Genomic DNA, 18187 nt, shown 5'->3' with positions numbered 1-18187 from the left:
GGAAGCGAGTGCTGTCCCCGGGCCGGAGGATGCGCACGCTTCACGGTGGCGAGGCGACTCGCCCGCGCAGGGGGAGGCTACGGATGAAGCGGACGACCCTGGGGTTGCTCGCCGGGCTCATGTTGGGCGCCCCGGCGCTGGCGCAGGCGCCGACTCCTGAACGGGCGCCCGAACCTGAGACGGAGAGCGTACAGGGCGAGGAGCACGTGCTCACCGGCCGGGTGCTCGGCGCGGGCACGGGCCTCCTCTATATCGAGAGCTCCCAGGGCCCCGTCGTTCCCCTGCGCGTGACGCACGCGACGCGCGTCCAGGGCCAGCGCATCCCCCGGGCGCAGGAGGTCCAGGCGCACCTGCGACAGGCGCTCCCACCCGGCACCTCGGTGCGTGTCACCTTCGACGTTCGCACCCTCGAGGACGGGACGCCGACGAACGTCGTGAAGACGCTGGACAGGCCGTAGCCGCCCGCGCGCGGCCGGAAGCCCCCCGCACGGAATCCGACAACGGGGTGTAGGCCATCTGTCCTGCGCTCGCGCCCGGCCTCCGTCCCGGGGGCCTGTGGGCGTCGGTTGTCGTCCAAAGGCACGAAAGGCCGTCTTGGCTCGGCTTCCCGGAGCCGCCGAGAGTCGCTGGATGGCGCGCGGGGGAAGGGAGGCCGGAGCCTCCCGGAGCGCGCCGCAAGCGAGGACGGAACATGGCTGTCGAATCCCGGTTCCTGTTGCACCGGCGCACCGTGCTGGCCGCGATGCTGGGTGGCGCGGCGGCGTCCCTCCTGGGCTGCGGAAAGGACACCGTCACCCACCCACCTCCGGGCCCGCCGCCCGAGGGGGTCTCCATTCCCGAGGTCCGTGCCGGAGAGGACGTGTTCGCCTACGTCCAGCGCCTCAAGGGCGGCTTCGACGAGACGCTCTACAAGCAGGTGCTGGGCGCCGCCAACGCCTTCAAGGAGGGCGACGCGCTGGTGGGCGTGGCCGCCGCGGATGACACGTCCCGGAAGAATGCGCGCCAGTTGCTGGAGAACACGCGCCTGGTGGACCTGGGGACCCACCCGCTGCGCGAGGACGAGTTGCACGCGCTGCTCGTGGAGTCGGAGGACCGGGTGGCCGCGTCGGCCTCGCGGGACTGGACGCTGGGCCGGCTGAAGCAGTTCCTGCTGGAGAGCAGCGAGGCGGACATCCACGCCCTCATCCCCGGCCTGGGCAGCGACGTCATCGCTTGCGTCGTCAAGCTGATGAGCGACGAGGAGCTCATCGCCGTGGGGCGCAAGGTGTTCAACCCGCTGCCGGGCAGCAGCATCGGCGCGCGGGGCTACCTGGGCGCGCGCATCCAGCCCAACTCGCCCACCGACAACGTGGACGACATCCGCTGGCAGGTGTTCGACGGCTGGGCCTATGCGGTGGGCGACGTGGTGCTCGGCTGCAACCCGGTGTCGTCCTCGCCGGAGTCGGTGGCGGCCATCGAGTCCACGCTGTACGAGCTGCTCGTGACGTTCGGCCTGGAGGGGGTGCTACCCCACTGCGTGCTGGCCCACATCGACGTGCAGGCCGAGGTGGAGCGCCGGCACCCCGGCACCACCGGCATCTGGTTCCAGAGCATCGCCGGCAGCGACACGGCCAATGCCACCTTCGACATCTCCGTGGAGAAGATGCTCGGGTACGCGGCTGGCCGCACCGGCCAGTACGGCCTCTACTTCGAGACGGGCCAGGGCGCGGACTTCACCAACGGCTCCGGCCATGGCTACGACATGGTCATCCATGAGTCGCGCAAGTACGGCTTCGCGCGCGCGCTGACGCAGCAGGTGGCGAAGGCACAGGAAGGCGCGGGCCGCGCCGCCGCCCCGTGGGTCCACCTCAACGACGTGGCGGGCTTCATCGGGCCGGAGGTGTTCCGCACCCGGGAGCAGCTCGTGCGCTGCTGCCTGGAGGACATCGTCATGGGCAAGCTGCACGGGCTGACCATCGGCCTGGACGTCTGCTCCACGCTCCACATGGACGTGTCGCTGGATGACCTGGACTGGTGCCTGGAGCGCATCATGCCGGCGAACCCGGCGTACCTCATGGGCCTGCCCACCAAGAACGACCCGATGCTGGGCTACCTCACCACCGGCTTCCAGGACCACGTCCGCCTGCGCGAAACGTTCGGCTACAAGGTGGAAGACAGGATGTGGGCCTTCTTCCAGCGCCTGGGCGTCATCGACGCGCAGGGCCGGCCCACCGAGCACTTCGGCGACCCCGTCTGGGTCTACCTCCAGTACCTGCGCGCGAAGGGAGACGCGCGGCCCGAGTCTGAAATCCGCGCGGAGGCCTCGCAGCGCCTGGCCGAGATTCGCGCCCGCGGCGTGCCCATCGCCGTGGGCCACGGGGCGAACGCGTGGGATTTGGAGCCCGCGCTGGAGAAGGAGATGCGCCGCGTCTACGCCGACGCCAAGACGAGCCTGTGGACCGAGCTGTCCGAGCCCTTCATCGCCGCCATGCCGGACGCCGTGCGGCTGGTGACGAAGTCGAAGGACCGCAAGGAATACATCCTCCACCCGGAGACGGGCGAGCAGCTCGACACCGCGTCGCTGGACGCGCTGCGCTCGCTGCGCGTGCGTCATGCGGGCCGGTACGACGTGCAGGTCCTGGTGTCCGACGGGCTCAACGCGCTGTCCATCATGGATGACGGCCAGCTGCGGCCGTACCTCGTCGCGCTGCGCGATCTGCTCACCCAGGCCGGCTACACGCCCGCGCCGGAGCACCTGGTGCTCACCTCGGGCCGCGTGCGCGCGGGCTACCGCGTGGGCGAGGCGCTCTTCGGAGGACTGGGCGACGCGACGAAGCACCGCGCCCTCATCCACCTCATCGGCGAGCGCCCCGGCACCGGCCACCACACCTTCTCCGCCTACATCACCGCGCCCCCCGCGGCGGTGTGGACCCAGGCTGGCCGCGTGGACCACAACATCACCCGTGTGGTCTCTGGAATCGCGCTCACCGCCCTGACCCCGTCCCTGGCCGCGCCGGAGACGGTGCGCCTGCTCCAGCAGCTCACGACCTAGGGGAAGATGAGGCGCTCGCGGGCGTGACTCACGTCAGACTCGCCGGGTAGGTTTCAGGGCAAGCCCACGCCATGACACCTGCCCAGAAAGTCTCCGTCGTCCTCGAGCGCCTCCACGAAACCCACCCGGATGCGCGCTACGAGCTCAACTGGTCCACGCCCTTCGAGCTGCTCGTCGCCACCATCCTCGCGGCGCAGTGCACGGACGAGCGCGTCAACCGCGTCACCGCCACCCTCTTCCCGAAGTACCCCGGCCCGCGCGCGCTCGCGGACGCGGACACCACCGCGCTGGAGGAGGACCTGAAGCCCACCGGCTTCTACAAGCAGAAGACGAAGTCCGTGCAGGCCATGAGCCGCGCGCTGCTGGAGGACTTCGGCGGCGAGGTGCCGCGCACCGTGGACGAGCTGGTGACGCTGCCCGGCGTGGCGCGCAAGACGGCGAACGTGGTCCTCAACACCGCCTTCGACCTGCCCTCGGGCATCATCGTCGACACGCACGTCGCCCGCGTCAGCCAGCGCATGGGCCTGACGAAGCACGACAAGCCCGACGTCATTGAAGAGGACCTGATGAAGCTGGTGCCCCGCGAGCAGTGGACCTTCTTCGGGCCCGCCACCGTGCTGCACGGGCGGTACACCTGCACCGCGAAGAAGCCGAAGTGCGAGGAGTGTGTCTTCAAGGACTTCTGTCCGCGCATCGGCGTCTGACTGCGCGCGTCTCGCTGTCCGGACGTGGGACGCGAGGGCGTTTCACCGTCCGCCCGTGGGACGCGCGGCGCCCACGAGCAGCGCCTCGTCGTGGATGCGCGGACGCACGGAATACGGGCGGCCGGGCTCGGGTTCGGCCGCCTCTTGAAGGGACATGACCCCTGCCCCTTCCACCGTCGCAGCACCCAGCGCCGGGGCCCGCCCGATTGATTCCAGCGAGCGGCTGGCGCTTCTCGACACGCTGCGCGGCTTCGCGCTGTGTGGCGTGTTCATCTCCAACGTCTATATGTGGTTCAGCGGCAGGGCGTTCCTCCCGCGCGAGCAGATAACCGCGCTGATGGCGAACGCCTCTCTGCTGGACACCATCACCACGCAGGCCTTCATGCTGCTGGTGTTCGGGAAGTTCATCACCATCTTCTCCTTCCTCTTCGGGCTGGGCTTCGCGGTGCAGCTGGGCCGGGCCGAGGAGCGCGGCGCCTCCATTGCCCCGCTGTACTCGCGGCGCCTGGGGGTGATGCTGATGATGGGGCTCACCCACCTGTTCCTGCTCTGGTACGGCGACATCCTCAGCACGTACGCGGTGCTGGGCTTCGGGCTGCTGCTGTTCCGGCGGCGCTCGGACCGGACGCTGCTCATCGGCGCCGCGCTGCTCACCCTCGTATGGCCCGTCATCAGCACGCTCATCCTCAAGCTGCCGCAGCTGCTCGCCGACACGCCGGAGGCCGGGGCCGCCATTGCGAAGGCGGCGGGAGAGCGCTCCGCGGCCATCAAGGCGCAGGCCCTGGCGTCCTTCTCCGGTGGGAGCTGGCTGGACGTGGCGAGGGATGGCGGCCGCTTCTACGTGCTCGACTTCCTGCCGATGATTCTCGCCACCATGCTCGCCACCTTCGGCCGGTTCCTCCTGGGCCTGGTGGCGGGGCGGCGCCGCATCTTCCACGACGCGCCCCAGCACCTGGGCCTGTTCCGCCGGCTGCTCGGGTGGGGGCTGGTGGCCGGGGTGGTGGGCAGCGGCGCCGGGCTGGTGCTGCAGCAGCTCATGCTCCGCAAGATTCTCACCCCGGAGACGCTACCCACGTGGGTGCCCTTCGCCCTGGCGCCGCTGCGGCACGTGGGCGAGCTGGGCTTCGCGAGCGTCTACGTGTCCGGCATCACCCTGCTCTTCCAGCGCGCCACGTGGCAGCGGCTGCTCGGGGTGCTCGCGCCAGTGGGCCGCATGGCGCTGACCAACTACCTGTCGCAGACGGTGCTGAGCGTGCTGTTCTTCTACGGATACGGCCTGGGGCGGATAACGAAGGTGGGCCCCGCGGCGTGCTTCGGGCTGTGCCTGGCCGTCTTCTCCGTCCAGGTGGTGTGGAGCCACCTGTGGCTGTCGCGCTTCCGCTTCGGCCCCGCCGAGTGGGTGTGGCGCTCGCTCACGTACGGGAAGGCGCAGCCGATGCGCCGTGACGACGTCGCGGCCCGCCGCGCCACCGTGCCCGCGTAGCGTGGGCCCGGCACTCCGCTCCACGTGGCGCACCCCGCCGCGTGGAGCGGGCCTTCGCGGCTACTGCCCGTCGCTCACGCCGTCGGCCGCCCGCTCGGGCTCGGACTCGTCCAGGGGCTCGTCCACCGGCTCGTCCGGGACATAGCCGTCGCCACCGCCCTCTCCGTCACCGTCCGCCAGGGTGTCGTCCACGGGCGAGCGGATTTCGGAGGGCTTGCGGAACTCCACCACGTTGCTCACGGCCGTCCGGGCGCTGCTGGCGCAGCCGTAGCTGGAGGCATACGCCCTCAGCAGGACGGTGGAGTCCCAGTTCTTGTCGTCATCCAGCGTGAGCTCGGAGGAGACCGTCCTGGTGGCACCCGGCGCGAGGGTGAAGTTGCTGGAGCCGGCCTCGTCGATTCCACCCGTGCTCTCCGCGCTGTCGTAGAGGCGGAGGCACACGCTCGAGCCGAGGCGGGTCGTGCCCGTGTTCGTCACGGTGAACGTCACGACGACGGGAGCCGACGGCGACTCCTGGCTCAGGCCCACGTCCTTCAGCTCGAAGACGGCGACGCCATCCTCGGGGTCCGCGAGCGTCAGCGACGCGGGAGCCCCCGTCGGCGCGGGCTTGCCCGTCAGGTCCAGGTGACTCACCTGGCTGAGGACGTTTCCCCCGATGAGGCTGTAGCAGGCCGACCCGGCGTAGAGCCTGACGGTGCGGGTCTCGGCCCAGACGTCTTCGGCGATGCTCGTCACGTCCTCGAAGCCGTCCGACTCCCCACCCCTCAGGCTGATGGGGCCCAGGATGGAGTACGAGAGCTGATAGCCGTCCTTGTCATGCAGCGACAGGCAGCTGCTCGCGCGCGCCCGCTTCGCGCCCACGTTCTCCAGCGTGTACGCGAGCTTCACACTCCCCCCGGTCCGGGTAATCGTCACGTCCTTGAAGCGGAACGGCGTGCGCGTGTCCGTCAGCGCCACCGTGCCCGCGTCCTTCGCGGCCGGAGCCGCCGCCGCGACCTGCCCGGCATCCGGCGTGGAGGCTTCCGCGGGCGCGGACTCCTGCTTCTTGCAGCCACCCAGTGCCACGACACCCAGCAACGCGACGGCCCAGGCCGGGCGCGCGTGAGAACCTTGCCTGCGCATGAGGACTCCCCTCGTGAGGAGCCCACGCTCTTAGCGCGAGTGTCCCGCACCCGACAATGCCCCCGCCCGGCCTCCGGGGCGCCAGCTAGGGGCCCGCCCGGCGCCGCTGCGGGGCGGCCGGCTTCGGGTTAGGTACGCCCGGTGACGAACCTCGACCTGTTCGCCCCGCCTCCTCCCCCCACGGGCCCGGGTGCGCTGGACTCGCTGCTGAAGGTCTCCCGCATCTACCTGGAGCCGGGCGTAGAGGAGCACCTGCGCGGCCGGGAAATCCTCGCGCGCTTCCCGGACGCGGAGCGGGTGGAGGTGGCGTCGCACCACAACATCCCCGGCCTGTTCGGCAACGAGGGCAACGCCGAGGCGTGGAACCGCATCAAGGGCAGCACCCTGGTGCTGGGCGTGAAGAAGACGATGTCCTTCATCCCCAACGGGCGCAGCTGCGACTTCATCCCGCCGTCCACCGCCAACGGCTGCGTCATGAGCTGCGCGTACTGCTACGTGCCGCGCCACAAGGGCTTCGCCAACCCCGTCACCGTCTTCGTCAACATCGACCGCGTTGTGGCCGCCATCCGCCGGCACGCGCAGCGGCAGGGGCCGAAGACGGAAGCCAACAGCGTGGACCCGCGCTACTGGGCCTATGACATCGGCTGCAACAGCGACTGCTCGGCGGACGCGGCCCTCAGCGACAACGTGAAGGACCTGGTCCGCCTCTTCACCACGCTGCCCAACGCCATGGGCACCTTCGCCACCAAGCTCGTCAACCGCGAGCTGCTGGGCTACGCGCCGAAGGGCAAGACGCGCATCCGCTTCAGCCTGATGCCACACGCGAAGGCGAAGCTGCTGGACGTGCGCACCAGCCCCATTGCCGAGCGCATCGCCGCCATCAACGACTTCGTGGCCGCCGGCTACGAGGTCCACCTCAACTTCTCCCCCGTCGTCGCCTACGACGGCTGGCAGGCCGAGTACGACGCGCTCTTCCAGCAGGTGGACGACGTGCTCTCCCCCGAGGCGAAGGCCCAGCTCGCCGCCGAGGTCATCTTCCTCACCCACCACGCGGGCCTCCACGAAGTGAATCTGCGCTGGCATCCCAAGGCAGAAGCCCTGCTGTGGACGCCCGAGACGCAGGAGGCCAAGGTGTCTCAGGGCGGCGGCGCCAACGTGCGCTACCGCACCGGGCTGAAGGGCCGCCTGGTGGCCGAGCTCAAGGAGCTGCTGGCCCGCCGCATGCCGTACTGCCGGGTGAGATACGCGTTCTGACCCGCACGGCGCGTCCGGGCCGTGACTCCCGGGCCCCGGGCTGTGGCAGACTCGGTCGGACCATGTGGGATTGGGTCCGCCAGCTGGCGGAGTGGTCTCGTGAAGATGCGCCCTTCGCCGTCGCGACGGTGACTGCGTGCCAGGGCAGCACCCCCGCCGAGCCCGGCGCGAAGCTGCTCGTGCGCGCGGATGGGACGTTCCACGGCACCGTGGGCGGCGGCCACCTGGAGCAGTTGGTGCTCGCGGATGCGCGCGCCTGCCTGGAGAAGGGCGAGGCCCGCTCCTATCGCTACCCGCTGGGCGCGAAGCTGGGCCAGTGCTGCGGAGGTGTCGTGGACGTCTTCGTCGAGCCCGTGAATCACGGGCCGCGCCTGTACCTCTTCGGCGCCGGCCACGTGGGCCAGGCGCTGTGCCGCACCCTGGAGGGCACGCCCTTCCAGGTCCACCTCGTGGACGAGCGCCCCGAGTGGCTGCAGGGTGAGCGCATCCCCGCGTCGGTGGTGCGCCACGACGAGCCGTGGGACGTGTTCGCCGCCCGCGCCGCGTGGGACGCGCGCCGCACGTACGTGGCGGTGATGACGCACCGGCATGATTTGGACCAGGACATCATCGCCTTCGCGGTGGAGCGGCCGGCGCGCTACCTGGGGCTCATTGGAAGCCGCACGAAGTGGGCCCGCTTCCGCCAGCGGCTGGAGGCCCGGGGCGTGCCCGCGAGGAACATCGACCGCGTGCACTGCCCCATGGGCGTGGAGATTGGCGGCAAGTCGCCGCAGGAGGTGGCGGTGAGCATCGCCGCCGGCCTGCTCCAGGTGCACCACGGCCTGAGCGTTGACACACGCTCCGAAGCATCGCTTCCGGAGCAGCCCCGCGTGCGCGGGGTATCGTCTGGAGAATGAGCACCATGTTCGAGTTCCTGCTCAACGGAACGACGGTCCGCGTCGACGGCGAGTCCCCCAACACCACCCTGCTGGACTTCCTGCGCACGCGCGGCTCCACCGGGACGAAGCAGGGCTGCGCCGAGGGAGACTGCGGCGCGTGCACCGTGGCCATGGTGGACCGCGACGCCCAGGGCAACCGGTGCCTGCGCGCATTCAACGCGTGCATCACCCTGCTCCCCATGGTCGCCGGCCGCGAGGTCGTCACGGTGGAGGGCGTGGGCCGCCGCGAGCAACCCCACCCCGTGCAGCAGGCCATGGTGAAGCACTACGGCTCGCAGTGCGGCTTCTGCACGCCGGGCTTCATCGTCTCCATGGCGGAGGCGTACTCGCGCAAGGACGTCTGTACCCCCGAGGCCGTGGCGGACCAGCTCTGCGGCAACATCTGCCGCTGCACCGGCTACCGCCCCATCCGCGACGCGATGATGGAGGCGCTCGCCACGCGTGACGCCGGCACCGCGCGCGAGGCGCTCCCGGGGGTGGCCCTCGGCGGCCCCGCCGCGCCGCTGTCCGCGCTGCGCTACGAGGCGCGCGGACAGACCTTCCTGCGCCCCACCTCGTGGGAGGAGCTGCTCGCACTCAAGGCCGCGCACCCCGAGGCGCTCCTCGTGGCCGGCGCCACCGAGCTGGGCGTGGACATCACCAAGAAGGCCCGCCGCTTCCCGTTCCTCATCTCCACCGAGGGTGTGGAGTCGCTGCGCGCCATCCGCCGCGAGGCGGACGGGTGGTACGTGGGCGGCGCGTCGTCCCTCGTGGAGCTGGAGGACGCGCTCGGCACGGAGCTGCCCGAGGTGACGAAGATGCTGAACGTCTTCGCCTCGCGGCAGATTCGCCAGCGCGCCACGCTGGCCGGCAACCTGGTGACGGCCTCGCCCATCGGCGACATGGCGCCCGTGCTGCTCGCACTGGACGCGCGGCTCGTCCTCGCCTCCGTGCAGGGCGAGCGCGTGGTGCCGCTGGCCGACTTCTTCCTCGCATACCGGAAGACGGCGCTGCGGCCGGACGAGCTCGTTCGCCACATCGTCATCCCGCATGCGGCCACGCCCGGCGGCGGGCGGCGGCTGTCGGACTCCTTCAAGGTGTCCAAGCGCCGCGAGCTGGACATCAGCATCGTCGCCGCGGGCTTCCGCGTGGAGCTGGACGCGGACGGCGTGGTGCGGCTCGCGCGGCTGGCCTACGGCGGCGTGGCGGCCACGCCCGTGCGCGCACGCCGCGCGGAGGAGGTGCTCACCGGGCAGCCCTGGACGCGCGAGACGGTGGCCCGGGTGCTGCCCGTGCTGTCGGAGGAAATCACCCCCATCAGTGACTTGCGCGGCAGCGCGGAGTACCGGCGCGGCCTGGTGGTGGGGCTGTTCCAGAAGTTCTTCTCCGGGGAGCGCAGCCCGTCGCTGGACGCCGCCCCGCGCTTCACCCTGGGTGAGCCGGGTGCCACCGCGGACGCGGGCCGCGAGTTGCGCCATGAGAGCGCGCTGGGCCACGTGACGGGCGGCGCGCAGTACGTGGACGACCTCGCGCAGCGGCAGCCCATGCTGGAGGTCTGGCCGGTGTGCGCGCCGCACGCGCATGCCCGCATCCTCCGCAGGGACCCCATCGCCGCGCGGAAGATGCCGGGCGTGGTGGCGGTGCTGATGGCCGAGGACATCCCCGGCACGAATGACACCGGCCCCATCCGCCACGACGAGCCGCTGCTCGCCGACCGGGAGGTGCTCTTCCACGGGCAGGTGGTGGCCCTGGTGGTGGGCGAGTCCGTCGACGCCTGCCGCGCCGCCGCGCGCGCCGTGGTGGTGGAGTACGAGCCGCTGCCCGCCATCCTCACCGTGGAGGACGCGATGGCGCAGGGCAGCTACCACACCGAGCCGCACGTCATCCGCCGGGGTGACGTGGACGCCGCGCTGGCCAGCAGCCCCCACCGCCTCACCGGCACGCTGTCCATCGGCGGCCAGGAGCACTTCTACCTGGAGACCCACGCCGCCTTCGCCGAGCGCGGCGACGACGGCGACGTCACGGTGACGTCCTCCACCCAGCACCCGTCCGAGGTGCAGGCCGTCATCTCCCACGTGCTGGACCTGCCGCGCAGCCGCGTGGTGGTGCAGGCCCCGCGCATGGGCGGCGGCTTCGGCGGCAAGGAGACGCAGGGCAACGCCCCCGCCGCCCTGGTGGCGCTGGCCGCGTGGCACACGGGCCGTCCGGTGCGGTGGATGCTGGACCGCGACGTGGACATGACCGTCACCGGCAAGCGCCACCCGTTCCACGCCACCTTCGAGGCCGGCTTCGACGGCCAGGGGAAGCTGCTCGCCCTGCGCGCGCAGCTGGTGTCCAACGGCGGCTGGTCCCTGGACTTGTCCGAGTCCATCCTCGACCGCGCCCTCTTCCACCTGGACAACGCCTACTACGTGCCGGCCCTGGCGTACTCGGGCCGCGTGGCGAAGACGCACCTGGTGTCCAACACGGCCTTCCGGGGCTTCGGCGGCCCGCAGGGCATGCTCGTGTGTGAAGAAGTCCTCGCCCGCGTGGCCCGCGCCGTGGGGCTGCCTCCGGAGGAGGTGCGGGAGCGCAACCTCTACGCCGGCTCGGGCGAGACGAACACCACGCACTACGGGCAGGAGCTGGAGGACGAGCGCATGCCCCGGCTCTGGCGCGAGCTGAAGGAGTCCTCGGACTTCGCGCGGCGGCGGCAGGAGGTCGACGACTTCAACGCCCGCTCGCCCCGCATCAAGCGCGGCCTGGCGCTCACGCCGATGAAGTTCGGCATCTCCTTCACCGCCACGTTCCTCAATCAGGCCGGCGCGCTCGTGCACGTGTACCGGGACGGCTCGGTCATGGTGTCGCACGGCGGCACGGAGATGGGCCAGGGCCTGCACACCAAGGTGCAGGGCGTGGCCATGCGCGAGCTGGGCCTTCCCGCCAGCGCCGTGCGGATGGCGAAGACGGCCACCGACAAGGTGCCCAACACGTCCGCCACCGCGGCCTCCAGTGGCTCGGACCTGAACGGCGCCGCCGTGCGCAATGCCTGCGTCACCCTGCGCGAGCGGCTCGCCCCGGTGGCCGCGCGGCTGCTCGCCGAGAAGCACGGGCGCGGCGTCGCCCCCGAGGCACTGGTGTTCCAGGACGGACGCGTGGGGCCTCCAGGTGAGCCCGAGGTGGCCCTGCCCTTCGCCTCGGTGGTGGAGGCCGCGTACCTGGCGCGTGTGGGGCTGTCGGTGACGGGCTACTACCAGACGCCGGGCATCGGCTACGACAAGGCGCGCGGCCGGGGCCGGCCGTTCCTCTACTTCGCCTACGGCGCCGCCGTGTGTGAGGTGGAGGTGGACGGCTACACCGGCATGAAGCGCGTGCTGCGCGTGGACCTGCTGGAGGACGTAGGCGACTCGCTCAACCCCGGCGTGGACCGCGGGCAGATTGAAGGCGGCTTCGTGCAGGGCCTCGGGTGGCTCACCGGGGAGGACTTGAAGTGGGACGCCAACGGGCGACTGCTCACGCACTCGGCCAGCACGTACGCGGTGCCCGCGTTCAGCGACGCGCCCATCGACTTCCGCGTACGGCTGCTGGAGAAGGCCGGGCAGCACAACACCATTCATGGGAGCAAGGCCGTGGGTGAGCCGCCGCTGATGCTCGCCATGTCCGCTCGCGAGGCGCTGCGCGACGCGGTGGCCGCCTTCGGTCAGGCCGGCGGCGAGGTGGAGCTGGCCTCGCCGGCCACGCACGAGGCGCTGTTCCTCGCCATCCAGAAGCGGCTGGCTCGCGGCGTCAGTGAGGACGGGCGCGAGGCGGCATAGGGCCCCCCGGAGGTCAGGACTCGGGCGCCTCCGGGACGTCGCCCGGCTCCGCCCTCCCGGACGGCCCTTCCAGCGGGAGCGTGACGGTGAACGTCGCGCCCCGGCCCGGGACGCTCTCGGCCCGCACCCAGCCGCCGTGGGCCTCCACTATCTGCTGGGTGATGTAGAGCCCCAGGCCCAGCCCCCCGTAGTGCCGCTCCGACACGGCGCGCTCGAAGCGCTGGAAGATGCGGTGGAGCGACTGCGGCTCGATGCCGATGCCCTCGTCCCGCACCACGAGACAGGCCGTCTTCCCACTGGCGGCCGCTCGCACGTGCACGGGTCCGCCCGCGCCGTACTTGAGGGCGTTGGAGATCAGGTTGGAGACCACCTGCTCCAGCCGGGAGCGGTCCCACTCCCCGAGGATGGAGGCGTCCGCCTCGACGAAGATGCGACACCGGACACGCTGCGCCTGCGGCTCGTAGCGCGCCACCAGCTCCCGGACGAGCGCCGCCAGGTCCACCGGCTCCAGCTCGAGCTGGAGCCGGCCCGCGCGGATGCGCGACACGTCGAGGAGCCCGTCGACGAGCTCCGCCAGCCGGCGCACCTGCCGCTGCGCCAGCTCCAGGTCCCCGTGCATCCGCTCCGCCGCGTCCCCGAGAAACGCCATGGGCAACGAGCGCTTCATGCCCTGCAGCTTGAGCGCCAGGGGCGTGAGCGGCGTCTTCAGCTCATGGCTGGCGACGGAGAGGAACTCGTCGCGCAGCCGGATGGCGCGCTGGGCCTGCGCGTAGAGGCGGGCATTGTCCACCGCCGCCGCCGCCCGGTAGGCCAGCTCCTCCGCCATGACCCGGTCCTCATCGCCATACAGCCGGTCCGGGTCTCCCGACGCAACAGCGATGACCCCCAGCACATGCCCGCGCGAGGTGAGGGCCACCGCCATGACGGACACCGCCTCCATCGCCTCGAGCAGCGCGCGGTGCGGGGGCTCGGGCGCCCGCGTCTCGCGGAGGTCCACGAGCACGGCCTGCCCGGAGGTCGACAGCGCGTCGAGGAGCGCGGTCCAGACGGGCCGCGCGGCCTCTCGTAGCGCCTGCTGGACGTGCGGGGCCCGGGTCGGCTCACGGTGCGCCACCTCCAGCCACCGGGGCATCCCTTCCGGCTGCACCAGGCTCACCATGCAGCACGTGGCCACCGAGGAGGCCGCCAGCTCGGCCACGCGCATCAGCAGGGTCGTCTCGTCGTCGAGGCTGCTGGCCAGCAGCCGGCTCGCCCGGGCGAGAAAGGTGAGGCGCTCCTCGGTGCGCTTGCGCTCGGTGATGTCTCGGGAGATGCAGCCCAGGCCCGTCGGCTGGCCGCTCTCCGCGTCCCGGACGAGGAAGTACTGGCTGAAGAGGGGGATGACCTTCCCGGTGCGCAGGTTGAAGACGCGGAAGTCACCCACCCACCGGCCTTCTCGCTCGACGGCGGGGAGCGCCTCCTTCTCGATGATGCGGCGGTCGTCCGGGTGCACCGGGTCGAGCACCGAGAGGTCCTGGACCTCCTCCAGGCTCTCCAGGCCCAGCAGCCCGCGGCCCGCCTCGTTGATGTAGATGGCCCGCCCATCCACGTCGTAGATGCAGATGACGTCGGGAGAGCTCTCCACCACCGATACCAGGCGGCCGCGCTCCAGCTCCGCGTGCTTGCGCCGGGTGATGTCCTGGATGACCGCCAGCACGCGCAGCGGCCGCCCGGACTCGTCGCGGAGGACGGTGGCGGCAATCTCCACCCAGATGGTTGCGCCATCCTTCCGGACCCAGCGCCGGATGCGGGTGTCGGGATACGCAGCGCCCCCAACCAACCGCGCCAGTGTCTCCACGCTCACGGCGAGGTCCTCGGGATGGACGATGTCGAGGTAGCTCATCCGGCCCAGCTCCTCGGCGCCGTAGTGCGTCACCTCGCACAGCTTCGCATTCACCTTGAAGAACTGGCCGGTGAAGGGGTCCACCTGCGCCATGCCCACGGCTGCGAGGTTGAAGCAGGCGCGGAACTGCTCCTCGCTTTTCTGGAGCGCCAGTTCCTGCTCCCGCTGCTCGGTGATGTCCACCAGCCAGCCCACCCACTCCCGGACGCGGCCATCCGGGCCCAGCACCGGGACTCCGCGCGACAGCATCCGCCGCCAGCGTCCGTCATGGCGCAGCAGGCGGTACACGGAGGAATGCGGCGTGGGCCTGCCCAGCGCCTGGACCCAGTCCTTCCGGATGCGTCCGCGGTCCTCGGGGTGGATGAGGTTCATGTAGCCGTGGCCCTGGTACTCCTCGAAGCTCCTCCCGGTGAAGGCCTCCCACGAGGTGCTCCGCTCGACGGCGAAGCCCTCGGGCGTCAGCGTCCACATCACGCTCGTGGTCGCCTCCAGCAGGGCATGCAGGCGCCGCTCGCTGCGCAGCAGCTCCTTCAGCCGGCCCTCCACGGCCGCCCGCGCTTCCTGCCCGAGCCGGAGCTCCGCCCTCCACTCCGAGGCAAGCGTGGCTTCCGCGCCATCCTTCCGCTCCGGGCCGCTCTCCAGGACGGAATGGAGCGTGCGGACCACCGCGTCCCGCGAGAGCGGCCGTACAGCGTACGCCAGGGTGCCCGGCAGCGCTTCCGTGAGGAGCCGGCCCTCCGTGCGCTCGGAGGAAACGAGCAGCAGCAGCGCCATCCCCCCCCGCGCCCGCATGCCCCGCTGGAAGCTTCGAATCCAGGCGGCCGCGTCCTCCGCTTCGGTGTCGAGCACGAGCAGCCCGACGGACTCCTCGCCAAGCAGCACCGCGGCCTGCTCCGCCGTTTCCACCTCCACGGGCTCGCGGGCCAGGGCGGCGAGCGCCGAGCGCAGGCAGGCACCTTCCTCCTCGCCCAGCCGGGGCAGGAGGACCTTCTCCCTCACCAGGGACGGCGCGGCCCCTCGCGAGGGCCCCTCACCCGCCGGGTAACTCCGTTGCATGATGTCAGTATGGAGATGCCCCGCGCCACTGACAGGTGCGGCGCGGGAGGCGGGCCTTCGACGGGCCGGCCGGGAGTCCGTCAGGCCGCTCCCGCCATGAGGGCTGCCTCAGCCCGCGCCGCGCAGCTCCGCGACCCGCGGCACGGAGGCCGCGGGCGTCGCGGCCTCCGCGAAGTGCTCCCCCGCCCAGCGGGACAGGTGGCCGATGCACGCGTCGATGGCGCCGCCGGTGGTGAAGATGTGGTTGGTGCCGCGCAGCCGCAGCCGCTCCAGCGTGGCCACCTTCAAGTCGGAGAACGCGGCCCGGTGGATGCGGTCGAAGAAGACGTCGCGCAGCTTGCCCTCGGCGGTGATGACGAGCACCGGCACGCCCCGCTGCACCACGCGCTGCCACGCGCGCACCAGCGGCACGTTGGCCACCGCCGGCAGCGTGCCCCAGTCCATCAGCCAGTCCAGCAGCAGCTGGCGCGGAAGGGGCAGGTAGCGGAACAGCCTCGCGTACTCGTTCTCCCGCGTCAGCATCCGCATCCAGCCCCAGTACGAGAAGACCTTCGACGTCACGCGCCGCAGCGGCAGTCGCGAGCGCCACGTCCCCTGCTCCGCGTCCTCGCCAGGCGCCTCGCCGTCCGCGCTGGCCGCCTCCTGCTCGGACAGGTAGAACTCGGGCTCGAAGAGGAACACGCCCGAGACGCCCTCCGGCAGCCGGTCCGCCAGGTAGAGCGACGTCGTCGCCGCGCCACACAGTCCGCCCATCACCAGGCCCTTCAGCGCGTACCGCTTCAGCAGCTCCGCGTGGAGGGCCTCCGCCACCTCCACGAAGCCGCCACCGCAGACGAACTGGTACAGCTCCGCCGTGGTGTCCGGCAGCGGGCCGTCCGAGTCCCCCAGGCCCGGCAGGTCCACGCGGAAGCACGGGAAGCCCTGCGCCGCGAGCCGGTCCGCGGCCCGCGCGGACAGCCCACCGTGGCCCGAGCGCGGCACGTGCCCCGGGTTGAGGAAGAGAAAGCCCACCCGCCCCGGCCTCGTCGCCGCCGCGGGGTGGTACGTGCCCCACAGCCGGTGGCCCTTCACCTCCAGTTGGATCAGCTCCCTCATGACCGCACCCCCTGACGCACGTCCCCCGCGCCGACTCCGGCCGCGAAGCTGGCGCCGTCGTCGAACAGCTCACCCAGCTCCGGCAGCAGCCGGTTGCTCGTCGTCCAGAAGAAGGGCCGCGGCGTGCGCACCGAGCGGCCATGGCCCGGCGCGAGGCAGCGCTCCGCCGGACGTCCATCCAGGTGCACCACCCGCCACGGGCGCGCGTCGTCCCGCGCCGGCAGCGCCAGGTCATACGCCTCCGCGCTCCGCCAGAAGCCGCGGGACCAGGGGAAGCCCTCCACCTCCATGAAGCCCCCCGCCTCCAATTCCGCCACGTAGTCCTCGCGCGAGCGCGCCACGCCGCCCGTGCCCTCCAGGTTGTCCGCCGCCACCTTGCGCCGCAGCACCTCCATCAGGTGCGCGCGGCCGGACTCCGGCGGGTCCCACAGCAGCAGGCCGTCCGCCCGCTCCGTCTGGAACGCGCGCGCGGCCAGCAGCGCCCCCAGGCGCAGGCCATGCAGCACCACCGGCACACCGGGACGCTCGCGGCGCAGGTACTCCAGCCCCGCGCGCAGGTCCTGCTCCCAGCACGGCAGCGTCATGTCCTCGAAGCGGCCCGTGCTCTCGCCGGTGCCCCGGTAGTCGAGCCGGAGCGCATCCACGCCCCGGGAGGCCAGGTGCCGCGCCCACCGCGTCCAGACGATGTATGCGTGCGCGCGCTCCAGCCCCAGCGGCCCCGCCAGCAGCACCGCGGCCCGGCAGGGCCCGGTCGCCCGGTGATGGACGAAATAGAGCGACTGCTCACCCTGGGTGAGATACCCGGGCGCTTCGGTCAAGGCCTGCATGTGATGGCTGTCTCCCCCGTAACGCAGCGGATGGTACGGAGCCGCAACAACCAGAGTCAAACATTCCCCATCACCTGACTGGCATTGCACGCGCCGCCACCCCTCGGGGAGGGGTCCGCGCGCCCCGGCTCATCGTGCACGGCGGCGCCCGTCGGAGTGACTCACGACGGGGCGGGCTCCGTGGGCCTGCCCACGCGCTGACGTCAGTGCAGTGCCGCGAGCAGCACGAGGAGGCCGTTGAGCCCCAGCCCCATGGACACGTAGCCGGGGCTGACGCGCGAGCTGCCCACCGCCACGTTCAGGTGGCCGAGGGGGCCGAGGCACAGCTTCGCCCCCACCTCGCCGCCGACGTTGGGGCCCTGGCCCGGGACTGCATCGAACGCGCCGCCCACCATCAGCCGCGCGTAGGACAGCAACCACGACGACAGGAAGTGCTGGTAGCCGAGGAAGCCATTCAGCTCCGAGGCGCCCGAGCGGGTGAAGGCGACGGTGCCGCCGAAGGTCAGCCGCCGCTCGAAGAACGACAGGGGCTGGATGTTCAGGGTGATGTCGTTGCCCAGCCCGTTCCGCGCATCCACCCGGTACGAGAAGATGAACTCGAAGTCAGGCTTGTCGAGCGCGGGCGCCTCCCGCCTCAGGCGCGCGGCGGACTCCAAGTCCCTCTTGCCGCCCCGGGCCTCGCGCAGGTCCGCCAGCGCCAGCGCGCTCTGCTCGTCGGGCTCGCGGTAGGCCTTGATGAGCGGGGGCTCCGCGCCAGCGAGGTCCCCGCCCTCCATCCGCAGCCGGCCCAGGGCCACACAGGCCTGGGTGTCTCCGGCATCGCACCCCAGGCCGAAGGCCCTGTCCGCGCCGGCGACGTCGCCCTGCTCGAGCAGCTCGTCACCCCACGGGCCACACCCCGCGCCCGCGCCCTGCTCGCAGGCCGACCTGGGAGAAACCACCTGCGTCGTCGCGCACGCGGCGCACCCCAGGGACACCAGCACCGCCATGAGCCACACGCGCCGCATGGCGGCCATTCAACC

12 protein-coding genes are annotated in these 18187 nt (G+C 71.7%); 7 read left to right on the top strand and 5 right to left on the bottom strand.

Annotation, left to right across the window (positions count from 1 at the left end):
* The first annotated feature begins 83 nt into the window (after positions 1–83).
* The 4 genes from ACX9TP_RS18345 to ACX9TP_RS18330 all read left to right on the top strand — a co-directional run bounded on the left by ACX9TP_RS18345 (position 84) and on the right by ACX9TP_RS18330 (position 5218).
* Entirely contained in the window at positions 84–458 is a 375-nt protein-coding gene (locus ACX9TP_RS18345; protein ID WP_482981017.1) for a hypothetical protein, read from the top strand.
* A 233-nt stretch (positions 459–691) separates the two neighbouring features.
* Positions 692–3031 carry an ethanolamine ammonia-lyase subunit EutB gene (gene eutB / locus ACX9TP_RS18340; RefSeq protein WP_482981016.1) on the top strand — a complete coding sequence of 780 codons (2340 nt, stop codon included), beginning with the start codon at positions 692–694 and terminating at the stop codon, positions 3029–3031.
* Positions 3032–3102: 71 nt separating this feature from the next.
* Positions 3103–3735 carry an endonuclease III gene (gene nth, locus ACX9TP_RS18335; protein WP_482981015.1) on the top strand — a complete coding sequence of 211 codons (633 nt, stop codon included), beginning with the start codon at positions 3103–3105 and terminating at the stop codon, positions 3733–3735.
* Between the two features lie 154 nt (positions 3736–3889).
* Positions 3890–5218, top strand: a complete 1329-nt coding sequence (locus ACX9TP_RS18330) for a DUF418 domain-containing protein (RefSeq protein WP_482981014.1) — start codon at positions 3890–3892, stop codon at positions 5216–5218.
* A 60-nt stretch (positions 5219–5278) separates the two neighbouring features.
* On the opposite strand, the gene ACX9TP_RS18325 is transcribed toward ACX9TP_RS18330, so the two are convergent.
* Positions 5279–6340, bottom strand: a complete 1062-nt coding sequence (locus ACX9TP_RS18325) for a hypothetical protein (RefSeq protein WP_482981013.1) — start codon at positions 6338–6340, stop codon at positions 5279–5281.
* 141 nt (positions 6341–6481) lie between these two features.
* On the opposite strand from ACX9TP_RS18325, the gene ACX9TP_RS18320 reads away from it, so the two are divergent.
* From ACX9TP_RS18320 to xdhB, 3 genes are all read left to right on the top strand, one after another.
* Positions 6482–7594, top strand: coding sequence for a spore photoproduct lyase family protein (locus ACX9TP_RS18320; RefSeq protein WP_482981012.1), 1113 nt, complete (start codon positions 6482–6484; stop codon positions 7592–7594).
* 62 nt (positions 7595–7656) lie between these two features.
* Complete coding sequence (xdhC, locus tag ACX9TP_RS18315; RefSeq protein WP_482981011.1) at positions 7657–8490, top strand: xanthine dehydrogenase accessory protein XdhC; 834 nt, start codon at positions 7657–7659, stop codon at positions 8488–8490.
* 5 nt (positions 8491–8495) lie between these two features.
* A complete protein-coding gene (gene xdhB, locus ACX9TP_RS18310) occupies positions 8496–12305 on the top strand; it encodes a xanthine dehydrogenase molybdopterin binding subunit (protein WP_482981010.1) in 3810 nt (1269 codons plus the stop codon).
* A gap of 13 nt (positions 12306–12318) precedes the next feature.
* Here the strand turns inward: xdhB and ACX9TP_RS18305 are convergent, their stop codons facing one another.
* The 4 genes from ACX9TP_RS18305 to ACX9TP_RS18290 form a co-directional block, all read right to left on the bottom strand.
* On the bottom strand, positions 12319–15243 hold the full coding sequence (locus ACX9TP_RS18305; RefSeq protein ID WP_482981009.1) for a PAS domain-containing sensor histidine kinase: 2925 nt from the start codon (positions 15241–15243) through the stop codon (positions 12319–12321).
* Positions 15244–15351: 108 nt separating this feature from the next.
* Positions 15352–16338, bottom strand: coding sequence for an alpha/beta fold hydrolase (locus ACX9TP_RS18300; RefSeq protein WP_482981008.1), 987 nt, complete (start codon positions 16336–16338; stop codon positions 15352–15354).
* The gene (locus ACX9TP_RS18295; protein ID WP_482981007.1) at positions 16335–17165 is read right to left on the bottom strand and encodes a serine aminopeptidase domain-containing protein; all 831 of its coding nucleotides are present in this window, start codon (positions 17163–17165) and stop codon (positions 16335–16337) included. Before ACX9TP_RS18295 ends, ACX9TP_RS18300 begins: the two co-directional genes overlap by 4 nt.
* A 203-nt stretch (positions 17166–17368) precedes the next feature.
* The gene (locus tag ACX9TP_RS18290) at positions 17369–18172 is read right to left on the bottom strand and encodes a tetratricopeptide repeat protein (protein WP_482981006.1); all 804 of its coding nucleotides are present in this window, start codon (positions 18170–18172) and stop codon (positions 17369–17371) included.
* Positions 18173–18187 lie beyond the last annotated feature (15 nt).

The organism is Pyxidicoccus sp. M15, from assembly GCF_056858435.1.
This window is presented reverse-complemented; position numbering and strand designations above follow the sequence as displayed.

Bases quoted from the DNA above. Each gene is read 5' to 3' on its own strand.
- xdhC (WP_482981011.1), top strand. From the start codon at position 7,657: ATGTGGGATTGGGTCCGCCAGCTGGCGGAGTGGTCTCGTGAAGATGCG.
- ACX9TP_RS18345 (WP_482981017.1), top strand. From the start codon at position 84: ATGAAGCGGACGACCCTGGGGTTGCTCGCCGGGCTCATGTTGGGCGCC.
- nth (WP_482981015.1), top strand. From the start codon at position 3,103: ATGACACCTGCCCAGAAAGTCTCCGTCGTCCTCGAGCGCCTCCACGAA.
- ACX9TP_RS18290 (WP_482981006.1), bottom strand. From the start codon at position 18,172: ATGCGGCGCGTGTGGCTCATGGCGGTGCTGGTGTCCCTGGGGTGCGCC.
- ACX9TP_RS18295 (WP_482981007.1), bottom strand. From the start codon at position 17,165: ATGCAGGCCTTGACCGAAGCGCCCGGGTATCTCACCCAGGGTGAGCAG.
- ACX9TP_RS18300 (WP_482981008.1), bottom strand. From the start codon at position 16,338: ATGAGGGAGCTGATCCAACTGGAGGTGAAGGGCCACCGGCTGTGGGGC.
- ACX9TP_RS18325 (WP_482981013.1), bottom strand. From the start codon at position 6,340: ATGCGCAGGCAAGGTTCTCACGCGCGCCCGGCCTGGGCCGTCGCGTTG.
- xdhB (WP_482981010.1), top strand. From the start codon at position 8,496: ATGTTCGAGTTCCTGCTCAACGGAACGACGGTCCGCGTCGACGGCGAG.
- eutB (WP_482981016.1), top strand. From the start codon at position 692: ATGGCTGTCGAATCCCGGTTCCTGTTGCACCGGCGCACCGTGCTGGCC.
- ACX9TP_RS18330 (WP_482981014.1), top strand. From the start codon at position 3,890: ATGACCCCTGCCCCTTCCACCGTCGCAGCACCCAGCGCCGGGGCCCGC.
- ACX9TP_RS18305 (WP_482981009.1), bottom strand. From the start codon at position 15,243: ATGCAACGGAGTTACCCGGCGGGTGAGGGGCCCTCGCGAGGGGCCGCG.